This is a genomic window from Silvimonas soli, assembly GCF_030035605.1.
Lineage (GTDB): Bacteria > Pseudomonadota > Gammaproteobacteria > Burkholderiales > Chitinibacteraceae > Silvimonas > Silvimonas soli.
Map to the genome: position 1 here is coordinate 1,226,781 of NZ_CP106736.1, position 13,520 is coordinate 1,240,300.

At 58.4% G+C, this 13,520-nt stretch carries 2 protein-coding genes; both read right to left on the reverse strand.

What is annotated here, in order from left to right:
• Positions 1 to 15: 15 nt before the first annotated feature.
• Complete coding sequence (locus N7220_RS05650; RefSeq protein ID WP_283150485.1) at positions 16 to 606, reverse strand: hypothetical protein; 591 nt, start codon at positions 604 to 606, stop codon at positions 16 to 18.
• On the reverse strand, positions 606 to 13,487 hold the full coding sequence (locus N7220_RS05655) for a filamentous hemagglutinin N-terminal domain-containing protein (RefSeq protein WP_283150486.1): 12,882 nt from the start codon (positions 13,485 to 13,487) through the stop codon (positions 606 to 608). Before N7220_RS05655 ends, N7220_RS05650 begins: the two co-directional genes overlap by 1 nt.
• Positions 13,488 to 13,520 lie beyond the last annotated feature (33 nt).

Consider the following 13,520-nt stretch of genomic DNA (forward strand, 5'->3'; position numbering starts at 1 on the left):
TCTCGGCCTTGGTTATCAGTTCTTTGCACGCCCAGCCTCCAGCGCGCGACCGCGTTCGTTCAGTTCATGTAGTAAGTTTCTACCATCTACAATCCAGAACTTATCTGCCACTGGAAATACATCCTCGGGATAGGTATTGGCAAAGTCCACAAACTCGCCCTCCCACCCATCGGGAACGTAGCGCTCAAATCGTGGGCCATTCTGATAAAAACCCGCGAAGCGTTTGCTATCAAAATCAATGAATGCAATCGGAAACAAGAAGCCCACGTCCCACCATGACTCCGCACTAGGAAGCCTCTCCAGAAGAACCTGCCGTAAAAATTCAAGGTTCAATTTATGAGCTTCGGGGGCACGTAAAAACTCGGCAGCTGTATGCTGATCAAGTACCACGATACCGGACCTTTGAGTTGCTACCGCGCGTAAATCTGGATACGGATAGCCCGCCGCGACAAATTCCTCTCGCCGTTTTTCCCAATCGAGAAGCAAATTCTCAGGCTCTAACAATAACCAGTGAATAACTCCTTCATAGCGAGCAACAGCAACCACGTATTGAGGGTCAAGTAACTCATGCATGGCTGGCTCTAGATTTTTTTCAAGCTTTATCATTACTGTACCTTGCCGGATCCTGGAATTGCATTTTCCTGCAACCAATGGGCCCATGGAGGGGGCAGTTCGTAAGAATTGCCCGGAGTTGTGATGTCAACGATCTTCGGCGCCAATCCGCCTTGATTCAACGGATTACTTCGATAGAAGTCTTGAGGAATCGCATTTTTTTGAATGAAATCATCCAACCATGATGGTATTTCAAACGACGTAATAGTGCTCCCTGGGCGTAACGATTGGAAATATTGCGCATGTGACGAATCCCCCATGCTGATATTCAGCGTTCCGTTTTCAATAATCGGGTTGCCGCCAGTATCAAGTGTGATAAGCGTTTTGCTAGCGTTAGGCATCACTCCGCCCTGCACGCGAAACACGGTTGAAGTGCTCTCCGCCGTTGCGTCAACGGAGGCTGCACTGCTTGTAGCATTTGCCTCCTTGGCTACAGTATTAATCGTGCCCGCGGCTGCTGTCTCCACCAACGGAGCAGTAAATCCGGTCGCTCCAAGTTGCGTGGTGCCATACAGCAAATTGGCCACCTCCGGGCTGAACCCCATCCCTTGGAGTATCTGGGCCCCGAGCGGAGACTGGGCGATCCCGGTATAAGCGGTCTTGGTACCTGCATACAGATTGTCAATGCCTGACATCCCAAGGTAAGCAGCTGCAGCACAACCAAGTCCGCCGGTTTCCGGGCAAGCAGCGGCTGCCAAGCCGGCTGCGCCTACCTGGGCCGCACCGCCAACAGCCTGTAGTGTGCCCAAGACACGGGTACCAAAGCTGCTGTTGCTCTGCGCCTGCTGAACAGACTGCTGGAAGGCGGTCCCCGGATCCTGGATTGTTGAACTATTGTCACCATCAAGGTGGATCGAGCTTCCAAACGAATATGCCGGGGCAGTTGTGGGAGTCGTTCCGCTGTTTACAACGACGCTACTGTTGCTACTGGCCGGTGCGCCATTGCTCGAGAGTTGCCAATTTCCGCCAAGCCCATCCGGATCAGCAAGGAGATAACCAGTCGCGGTGGTCTTATTGCCGTTTTGGTCAGTTAACATGACCACTTGGCCATTCAAGTGGAGGTCCAAGACTTTTTGGATATTAATCGCCGCCTGATGTGCATCGGTATTGTTCTGTACTTCGCTTTGGGCCTGGTTCATTGCCGTTGCAGCATCGTGACCCGTCACCGAGGCCACCACGCCTGCAATCGCCATATCTGCAGAGTCTGTGAGCAGTCTGCCATTCGGGCCGTTATTGCCTGGCAACGTATCAATTAGTGGCTGTGCAATGATGGATGAAGTTGCCCCCCCCATCGCCCCGGATGAACATCCGCCACCACTCAGCGCACCCATTGCGCAACCCAAGACCGCGTGTTCGCCGACATCGGCCAACCAGTTGACGCTACCCGCCGGCGGGCTGCCAAATTGATCGCCAATAGCACCGTTCAAGGAGGCCCCCGCGTTAGCGGCCAGGCTTTGTTCAAAGGCCGTACCAAAGCTGGTGCCGTAAACTGCAGTATCCAGGCCAGCACTGATCAGGGAACGTTCGCCGGCATTAACCAGATTGGTACCGAGGTTATTCAGGCCGCCTCCGGTGACGCTGCCAATACCCAGTTCTCCGGTAATCCCGGCCGTCAATGCGCCGACCAGCCCGGCCTTCAGGATCGAGTCACCATCGAGCTTGCCGGTGGTCAGCAGTTCAGATGTTGCGGTAGACGCCATGCCAGCGGCACCCGCCGCAATTGCCGCGTTCGCCAGACCCGCCGTAGTGGTCGCCGTGGCTGCCGCAAAGGTGGAACCTGTCGCTGCCAGGCCCACGGCCGTTGTACCCGTTTCAGCTGCCGCTGCAGCAGCCACCAGTTCGGATGCCGCACCATACGTCAGAACGGCAATGACGATGGCAGCAATCATCACTACCACGGGACCCGGCCCTGAGGTGTCCTTGATGAAGCTCTGGTTGATGTTGTCGCTGACGCTGGTTTGCGTGTAGTTGATGCCCAGCTTGGCACCCAGGTCCTGGATCAGCTGTGCGCTCTTGGCTGCATCGACCTGGCCGGTGGCGGGGTCGGTCACCTGGAAAGTGCCGCCGATGCTGTTGATGGCGTCGGTGTTCAGGCTGACGTTGGCGCCGCTGATAAAGCCGCCCGGCTGCACTTGCGTGCCTGAGACCTGCAGCCAGCCACTGGCTTCCTTGTAGGCGGACTGACCAATGTCCACGCTGCGCGCTTCGTTGGTAATGCTGCTGGCAGTAATGTTCAGGTCATTGCTGGCGGCGATGGTGCCGGTATTGGTGAGGCTGCCGCTCAGGTTCAGCGTGACATTGTTGCCGGTGATGCTGCCGCCTTCCTGCTTGGCAAGCTGGTCGTTGGCCGGCAGGTAGACCTGCGGCATCAAGACGTTGACGGTGCCGCAATTGGGCAGGCCAGCGCAGGCCGGATCGGGGACGGCTTCTTCCACGTACCAGAGCATCGGTGCGGTCAGCCCGGCGATCTGGTCCTGGGTCAGTGCCGTACCCAGTTGCACGTCGTTGGCTTCGGCCCAGGCGATGGCATCTTTGTAAAGGATGGTCTTCTGCTGGTCGGCGACCGAAGCCTTGGTCTGGTCGTCAGCACTCAGGCCGTTGACGAAATACGCCTGGCCGGTCTGCTGCAGTGCGGCCTGGGTCAGCAATTGCTGTTCGATCACCGGGTCGGCGTAGAACGCCACACTGCTGTCCGGACGCAGGTCGGCCGGCAGGTTGTTGACCAGAACAGCCGCCGAAATGCCGCCCAGCACGTCATCGCCACTGTTGTGCTTGAGGTAGGTGACGTCTACCCCGGACGTAGCCGTCGGGGTGGAGGCGGCACCGGCCACGCCCATGACCACTGCAGCGGCCATCCCCGAAGACATCGGTTCTGTGATGGTGGCTTTGGCTGCGGAGGGCTTGGTATTGCCCGTTACCACTGGGGTGCCGCCTGCCGCCAGCGAGATCACTTGCGGCGCCAGCGTGGTAGCCGGGGTCGGCGTATGGTTGTCGGTCAGGCCATTAAGCAGGTTCTGAGCGTTGATCTTGATGGTATCGGCACTGATGGCACCGGTGTTCTGGATGTTCTGCACCGTGCCGCTGAGGGTGTTGCCGGCCTGGATCAATGCATCCTGCGTGCCCTGCACGATCGTGCCGTAGGTCTGGTGCGTTTTGTCTTTGGAGAACCAGCTGGTTTCCTGCACCCACTGGCCGCGCCATTGCTCGGTCAGCATTACCGTCTGATTCAGCACGTCACCACTGATATTCAGCTGGGCATTGTTGCCTGCGGTGATGGCGCTGCCGATGTTGGAGAGTGAACTGCCGGTCAGGCTCAGGTCATGCCCGGCCTGGATAAGCGACGGGTCACCCGCTGCATTCAAAATATCCGCCGAGCAATTGCTGCCTTTGTAGGTACTGGCGCCTGGGTTGCAACCCCCAATGGGGTCAGTATTGCCATAGCTCACATGCGTGCTGACCGGTGCCTGCACCTGGTTGATGATCTTGCCAGCTTTGATCGTGACATCGCCACCAATCGAGGCAATGGTCCCGGAAGTGTTGGTCAGCGTGCCGGTGCTGGTGATGCCCAGATTGCCCAGGGCGATCAGGTTGGCGTGGGTATTGTCTACCGTGTCAGCAGTAATCTGGATGTCGCCACCGACGGTGACGTTGGCGCGGCTTTCCGTATAGCTGAAGCTTTGGACACGCGCGTCAACCTCGCCCTTGCAGGTTTTGGCGCCGGCAACACAACCTTTGGTGGTAGTCAGCGTTTGCTGGTAATAGCCTTCGTTGGTGAAATTGGCCCCTGTGACGGTGAGATTGTTGCCGACGGTCACCGTGGCTGAATTCTGGAATGAACCATTTACATACATGTTGCCCTGTGCACCCACAATTCCGCCAAAGCCTGCGGAGGTCGAGGTGTACGTATCACTTCCCGGGTGGGCGGCACTGAATGTGCTGCTGCCCCATATGTCGGCACTGGATTGATTGCTCAGCGTATTGGACTGAGCGTTGTAGGCATTCACAAAGTTGTTCAGCGCGGTCTGGTCAACTGAATAGGTCACCGTAGTATTCACTGGTGCCGTATTCGCATTATTCAGATTGCCATTGATGGTCAGATTGCTGCCAGAAACAATCTTGCTATCGATATTGGTGACGTTACTGTTCAGCGTCATATTGCCACCACTGCTGATCACTCCCTGCGTCCCGGCAGTTTGCGTGACGGTGGTGACATCAACAGAAGGCAACGCAAAGCGGTAGGTGTTTCCGCTTGGTGCGAGTTGCTGCATTTCAGTGCTGTTGTCGCTGGAATCGCTGACAATCTGATCGGCCACGGAATAGCCCGCGACACCCGAGCCATACTGCGCTGCGCTGCCAATGGTTTCGTTCGAAGTATTGAAGTGGCCCGTCTCGAAGTTACAGCCATTGTTGCAGGTCGGTTTTGAGGTATAGCTGCTGATGTAAGTGCCGACCACCGTTTCATTCAGAACCTTCTGGACATAGGGGTTCGAAAAATCACTGGTTGTGGTGGTCGTGGTGGATGTTGACGTACCGGAAGCCTGGTTCAGGATCGACGAAGCAGTAATCGTCATCGCACCGGCAGAGGTAATGGTGCCGGCGGTATTGGTGAGCCCGTAACCGCCGATGGCGATGCCCATATCGCCGGAAGACTGGATATGGCCAAAGCTGTTGTCAACAGAACCGCCGTTGATATTCAGATTACCGGTTGCGCTGACTGTGCCGCCATTCTGGTTGTTCAGGGCGCCTTCATTCAGTGTTACCGATCCGGTGCACGGTCCTGTGGCGTTATAGCAACTTGCAATAATTGAACCGTTATTGCTGTTATCGACCGTCCCCGCGGCATTGATGGTGACATTGTTGGCAGCCTGAATCTTGCCGTTTTCATTGGCCAGATTGCCTACACCGTTCAGCTGCACGTTTTGAACTGCCTCGAGCGTGCCACTGTTGTTATTAAGCGTGCCGCCGTTGGTATTGGTCGTTAGTGTGTTGTCGGCATGCAAGGTGCCGGAGTTGGTCAGCGACGTTCCGTTCAGACTGAGATTGGTCGCGGCCAGATAGGCGTTGTTGTTCAGGCTGCCAGAGGCATTCACGGTGAGATTTTGTGCCACGGAAGCACTGTTGCTGGCTGTACCCCAGCTGTTGTTGAAGCTGCCGACGTTCAAGGTAACGGTGTTGCTCCCCGCCAGCCAGTTGCTGTCGCGGGTGAAGTTGCCGGCGTAAATGGTCAGCGAGCCGGGCTGGTTGCCGCCGCTGTCTACGCTGTTACCAATGTTGCCCACCTGGCCGGATGCCGTATCCAGGTTCTGCCCTTGCAGATTAAGGGTGACATTACCGAGGGCGCCAATACTGCCGCCCTGGTTGTTGAACCGGGTAGTGGGCAGGCTGACGCCGGTTGCGCCAATGCGGGCAAGTGCGGCAGACTGGTCTGCCACGGTCAGGGTCAGACCGGACTGCGCGCCAATCGAACCATTGTTGTTGCCAGTCAGCGCTTCCACATTCAGCGTGACATTCCCTGCCGTATAGAAACTGCCGCCATTGTTGTTCAATGTACCGGCGGTCACGTTCAGGTTGGCCCCTGAGAGCATCCCGGCGTTGGTGAGGCTGCCGGTGGTGATATCCAGATCTCCGCCCGACAACATGCTGGCGCCACTCTGGTTGGTCAGGCTACCCGACGCTGTGGTCAGTGTTTTGGCAACGGCCAGGAGATTGCTGTTGCTGATTGTGCCGCCCGCATTCAGCGTGGCATTGCCTTTCACCAGTTGGCCATTGGCAGACAAACCGGTCAGTGAGTCATTTGCCAGCGTCAGATTGCTGGTAGCGCTGGCATAAAGGTCACCCGTCACCGACAGGTAATGGGTGGTGATATTCGAACCGGTCAGGCTGACGTTATTGCCTGCAATCACGTCACCCGCGTCGACTGTGCCGGGAGAGGTCACTGTCAGGTTGCCGGAGGTGTTGATTGCGCCCTTGTTCTGCAACCCGCCGACATTGAGGGTGGCGTCGCCCACTGCAAACACACCTTGGGCCAGTGTCGCCTGCCCAGCCGAATTCAGGGTGACACCGGTGCCACCGTAAACGGTGCCAGTGGTGCTCAATGTGCCGTGGTCGGCAGAAATGGCCAGTGCGCCATACACACTGCCGATATCGCCATTGATGCTGGCATTGTTGCCGGCATGTATCGTCACGTTCTGCGCACCACCGATCGTGCCATTCAGCGCAACGCTGCCTGAACCAGTGATCTGGATTGCGCCGCTGGTGGTGGCAATCTGGCCCAGGGCGACATTCGCGCCGTTCGCTGTAAATTGCCCGGCGCTTTGCACCGTGCCGGTGTTGTTGATATCTGCAACGGCATTGAGAGACGTCGTGCCGGCACTGGCAAGGGTGCCGCTGCCGCTGATGCCGCCAGCCGAAATCAGCGTGACATTGTTGCCGCCAACCGCCGCGTTGTTGATCAGATTCCCTTGAGTGGTGGTAATCGCCACATTGTTGTTGGCGGTGATGCTGCCGTTGAAAGCGGCACTGGCACCTGTGGCATTCAGATTGCCCGCTACCGCCAGGTTACCGTTACTGCCCACCTGCTTGCCAGCTGTAAGGGTCACCGTGCCAGTCGTATCACCGTTCTGTACCACCTGGGTATCCCCGCCCAGGATCAGGTTACCCCCTGCGCTGGCGTTGAGGGTACCGCCTGTGCTCAGTAGCCCGGCAGTCGTCAGATCGCCCGCGCTGGCTTTGAGCAGCGTATTGCCCACCACCCCGGTTGCAGTACCCAGGGCCAGATTATTGCCTGCGCTGATGCTGGCATCCGAACCCGTGTACAACTGGCCTTGTGCCGTGAAGTTCTGACCGGCTTGCGCTTGCAGCACGCCCTGGATCAGCACATCACCCGCATGGGTAATACTGCCACCTGTTGTTTCGGCGAGTTTGCCGGTCGCATTGATCGCTGCGGTTTGCAGATTGCCTGATGTGGCGGTGATGGCGATGTCACTGGTGCTATCCAGTTCACCGCTAATTGCGGCATTCCCGCCCGCCTGCAGTTGCACGTTGGTGGCAGCCAGACCGGCGGCACTGACGTTACCCTGGCGCGCATACAGTTGCGCCTGACCGAGGATGTTGGCATCGCCCCCCAGGGTGAGATTCTTTGCCGCGTCCAGCAGCACATCGGCACCCGTGTTCACGGTGCCACCGATCTGCAAGCCACCCAGGCTGGTTGCTGTCAACGCCCCAGGGCCGCTGATAGCGCCACCCACGGACATATCGCTGGCAGAAGTCAGTGTTGCCGTTTGCTGATACTGCAGGTCGCCACCAATACCGAGTTTGCCGTTGGTGCTGGCCAGTTGTGTCTGCCCGGATACTGCAATTGTTTTGGCAACCGCCAGGTCGCCGGCACTCTGGATAGTGGTATCCCCCATCACCCCGATATTGCCGCCCAGATTGACCGAGCCGGCTTGTGCAAGAAGCTTGCCGCCGACGATGACATCGCCATTGCCGGTCCAGGCTTGTGCGGCATTGATGATCAAATCCTGTTGCGTCACCACACCCTGACCAAAGTTCATATTGGCCGACTGGAACGATGCGGTTTGCGCCACGATGACGTTGCTGGCCGAAAAATCCCCGCCCGCCGTGGCATTCAGCGCGCCACCAATCTGGGCAGGGCCAGCCAGGGTCAGGCCATTACCAGCGTTCAACGTTGCATTGCCAATGGTATTGACAGCGCCCAGCCCCAGGTTCTGCCCCGCTGCGGCGTTGAAATCACCACCGGCGTTGGCGGTACCGGTAAAGGTAGTGCTGCCCGGTGTGGTCAGCGTCAAATTGCTGCCGGCGGTGATCGTGCCGGTACCTGCCAGCGACTGACCGCTGATACCCAGCAGGTTGTTGGCAATCACCGTGCCATTGACTGAAGTGGTTTGTGCAGTGGAGAGCAGATCAACATTACGACCTGCATTGACCGAGCCATCGACACTGACATTGCCCGTGCCGTGCAAGGAGACATCATTGACAGCGGCAATACTGCCGGTGCTGCCAACGGCCAGATTCTGGCCAGCCTGCAAGATCACCTCGGTATTGCTGGCCAGCGCACCATTCACCAGCAAATTACCGGCAGTGGTCACCCCAATATTCGAGCCACTCTGGATAGAACCACCCAAGGTGGCGTTGCCGGCTTGTGCCAGCAACTGCATCTGGTTGTTGCTGATCAGCGTGCCGGAGGTGGTCAGATTGGTGGCGGCAGTGATGCTCAAGTCGGTATTGGCACCCGCATTGCCTTGTACATTCACTGCGCCATTGCTGGAGGTAATCTGCAAGGCCGCACCAGACAGCGTGGTACCACCCAACGTCAGATCACCGCCCGAGGTCAGCGTGGTTTGCGCACCGCTGCTCAGACTGCCAGTGTTACTCAGGGTATTGGCAGCATGCAGATCGAGGTTGCCGTTGGCGCCCGCCGATCCAGTCAAGGCCAGGCTATCCCCCGCCCCGACCACCAGGTCATTTTGTGCCAGCAACGCACCAGCTACCGTCACGGTTTTTCCGGCGTTGACGGTCACATTGGTGTTGCCCACCACAGCGCCGCCAATACTGGCATTGCCCGCAGCAGTCAGTTGCGTAGCGCCACCCACGGCCAGTTGGCCGTCAACACGGATGTCCCCCCGCCCGGTGGTGAGCGTGGTGTCACCAGCCAGATTGGTCTGGCTGTTACTTTGCAACGAGATGTCCTGCAAGGCATTGACAGTCAGCTTGCCGTTGCCGGTCAGGTTGCCCAGCGCATTGACACTGCCTTGCTGCGAGGTCAGCGCCACATCGCCCACGATAATGCTGGTACCGCCAAGCGTCTGGTCGCCAGTGCTGGTCACCGTCAAGGCACCTGGTGTTTGCAGACTGTTGGCAAGCAACGTGCTGCCGGATTGCAATGCAATGCCATTGGCGGCATAGGTGGACCCGCTCAACGTCAATGGCCCACCCGATGTGGCCTGAAGCGTGCCCCCAATCTGCAGATTGCCCGACTGGTTCAGTTGTCCGGTCGCAATGAACTTGGCGTCACTCACGGTGGTCACTGTGCCTTGCGTGACCAAATCACCACCACTGGTCAAGCTGGCTGTATCGCCAGCGGCAAACCCGCCATTCAGCGTCAGGTTACCGCTGCTGGTGATCGTCAATGCCTGTTGCGACTGGATTGCACCACCGGCCAGTACGTTGCCGTTGCTACTGTTGATCTGTGTGGTACCACTGCTGGTCAAACCGTTGGCCAGGTTGATATCCCCCACCGCCCCAAGCCCGGTATTACCCAACACGACCAGGTTGCCATTCAGCTGGGTTGAACCGGTCGTGGCGGCCAGATTGCCCCCAAGAACCAGCACGTCGCCAGCGGAACCCCATTGCCCCTGGGTGTTGATCTGTACGTTCTGGTTAAACACACCGCCCTGCAGCATCTGCAATGATGCCGCAGTCAATTGTGCAGACTGGCCGACCGCCAGCGGACCGCCAATGACGGCGTCACCCGAACTGGTCAGGCCCAGCGCACCGGCAACCTGGGTCGGGCCAGTCAGCGTGGTGTTGCCGCCAGCGTTCAGACTGGCGTTACCACCGACGGCCAGTGAACCCAGCGACATGTCACCGGTAGTGGTCGCATTGAGATTGCCGGCAGCCTGGCTGGCACCGGCGAAATTGCTGCTAGCCGCAGTGATCGTCAGATCTTGCTGGCTGACCAGCGCACCCTGGCCTGCCAGTGATTGTGTCGCCGCGACATTCAGACCAGTGGTGGCGGATGCGGTACCGTCCACATTGACGCTACCCTGAGTGGCAATCAACGATTGTTTGCCACCTGCCGCACTGGTGCCCTCAATGGCAACCAGTTGGCCGCCGGTCGCAGTCAGATCACCCACTGCGGCCAGCGAACCCGTTACCGCCAGCACATTGCCAGCATTCAGCGTAACAGCCTGATTGCCGCCAACCTGACCACTGACCACCACATTGTTACCCGCACTGCCGCTCAATTGACCGTTGGCCTGCAGCGTACCGCCCAGGCCAATACTCCCCTGCACCGCTTGCAGGTTGGTATCTGCACCGGTTGAAATCTGGCCGGTCGAGACCAGGTTCTGGCCCGCTTTGGCGTTCAGCGAGCCATTCACGCCCAGTGCGTTGGTAATACTGATATTGCCACCGGCATTCAGCCCGAGATCGCCACCCGACTGTGCCGCGGCGTTGAAGGAGATATCAGTTCCGGCATTCAGGCTGGCCGTTTTGGCACTACTCAGATTACTGTTGAGCGTAATGCTGCCAGCCGTGGCAGTGATCGAGGTATTGCCAAGGCCAACAATCTGGCCGTACGTAGTGGTATCGGCCTGCGAGGTGGTTGCAATATCACCCTGCACCAACAGGTTGTTGATCAGCAACGCATTGCCGGAGTTGAGCGTGGCATTGCCCAGCACGTAGGTCGTGCCGTCCAGCCCCTGCACACCAGTACTGGTTTGCAGCAGATTGCCGCCAACCTGCAAACCATCCTGATGCAGGATGGTGGAAGATGACTGCAGGGTGGCATCAGACTGAAATACCACGCTGCCCGAGGTGGTCAGTGGTCCGCCGGATGTCAATGTGGCGGTCTGGCCTGCCGAGGTCTGCCCGGCCAGCGTGAGCGCACCCTGGGCATTGATGCTCATCGTGCCGCCGGTCAAGGTTGCCGAAGACACATTCGTATCTTTGCCGGACTGCACAGTGGCGTTGCCATACGCCAGCAGTACTTGCGAATTGATGTTCTGTGCAGCGGTCAGGTTCAGGTCACCGCCGGTTTCTGCACCGGCAACCGTCACCGAACCGGTCTGCGCATTCACGCTCAGGCCCTGGTTGCCAATCAATACGCCAGAGCCGGTAATATCCGTCGCAGCCGTGACTGCGCTCTTGCCATAGGCCGCTGCCTCGCCATCCACATTGACCGTGCTTTGCAGCGAACTCAGGCCCAGGTTGCCCCCAGCAATGGCGTTGCCATGAATATCTACCTTGCCCGTCGTGGCCTGCCCCAGCATGTCAGCCTGGGCCAGCAAGGTGCCGGATACCGTGAGATCACGATTCGCCGTCAGCGTAGCGTTCGTACCTGCTCCCACCTGCCCGGAAACCAGAATGTCCTGACCAGCTGTGACGCTCACCGCTTGATTCGCCCCCAACTGGCCGTCAACCGTGACATTGCCAATGGTGGTCTGCAGGCTGGTCGCCCCGGTGGTATTCACTGTTCCGCTGATATCGATGGCGCGATTGGCGGTGACGGTGATGGCGTCGTTAGTCGCTGTGGTACCTTGCAGATAGACTGAACCCGCAGTTGACGTCAGTGTGCTGGTCCCACCAATCTTGTTCTGGCCAGTCAGCGTCAAATCGCCGCCAGAACTGGCGGTGAGCGCAGCAACAGCGGTGAGATTGGTGGCATTTAGTGCACCGACGCTGCTCAGGTTCATCGCCTGATTGGCAGTGGCACCGGTATTGAAGGTCAGATTGCCACCGGCAGTTGCAGACAAATTGCCTCCCGCCTGCACGGCAGCGGCATGAGTCATGTCGCTGCCGGAGGTCAAGGTGACATTACCCAGCGCGGTCAACGCGTCATTGGTCGTCAGCACCCCGCCGGCGGCTACGTGCAAATCCCCGCCCGATTCAACCGTGCGGGCAGTGGTGACATCGCCGTTGGCATTGAGGCTCACGCCCTGCAGACCGAGCAAGTCCCCGCTCACCGTTTGCGTACCGACGGCATTGATGGTCAGTTGCTGGGTGGAATAGGCCTGGCCGACATGCACGTCACCATTGCTGGAAATGGTCAGATCCCCACCCGATGCGGCCAGATCGCCATCCGTACGCACGCCAAGACCTTGCGTGGTGGCAATGATCTTGATCTGTCCGGCTGTCATCGCGCCAAAAACACTCGCATCGATGGCAAAGCCGGTACTGGTAGAGGTCACCGCGCCTGCAGTATTGGCCAAGCCATTCGACTGCACCGCAAAATCGCTGCCCGCCGTACCGGTACCACTGGCCACCGGCAATACCAGTTGCTGACCACTAATGATGTTCAACTGGCCATTCGATTGCACCGCAGAGGCCATCCCTACCGATTCGGCGATCAGGTCGATGCGGTCCAGCGAGCCTTCCAGCCCCAGCCCGGTGACATCCACCCGCCCGCTGCGCACGTCAAAGCCAGTGGCCGCAGCCTGGTCAAAATTGCTGGTCCGGTTGCCATTGCTGTCCAGGAAAACCGGACTACCCGTAGTCAAGGTCAGATGCGGGGTATTGATGAAGGAGCAACCATCGCAGGTCACCCCATTGGGGTTGGCGATGACTACATCCGCATGATCACCAAAGACTTCCAGCGAGCCGTTCAAACGCGTGGCAAAAGCACTGTTACTGACCTGATTGATAATCAGGCTGGCTGAGCGGCCATTGAAGTTGGGATTGGCAGTAACATTGCCACCCAGCATGGAACCGCCATTGACCAGACTGTTATTCAGAATCAGCCCGACCGGATCGACGTTGAACTGCTGATACTGGTTCAGTGAAATACCGTTGGCATTCGGCGCAGTGATGTTGACGACAGGTACGGGTGTATCAGTGCCAGTGGTCTGGGTAATCCCGGGCTGAAAGCGGATCGGCGCCAGTGGATCAACAATCGGTGCGGCTTCGGCGCTGTTCCAGCCCATGCTGAAACCGCTGGCCTGATCAAAACTGACTTTGATTGGCGCAAACGCCACGGTCAGGATCAACGCGTAAACCAGCGCGCGTTGCCACCACCGCAGCGGAGTCGCTTTGGGGGCTAGCAAATGCACGATGGCCGGATCGACAAAGCGCCATTTCGCGCCAGCCGGGACCGAAGTCGCCAGCCGGTATTGCAATGCACGGTTGTCATTACGCATGTTCTGTTCCTGCTCGCAGCGCAAGGGAGGCCC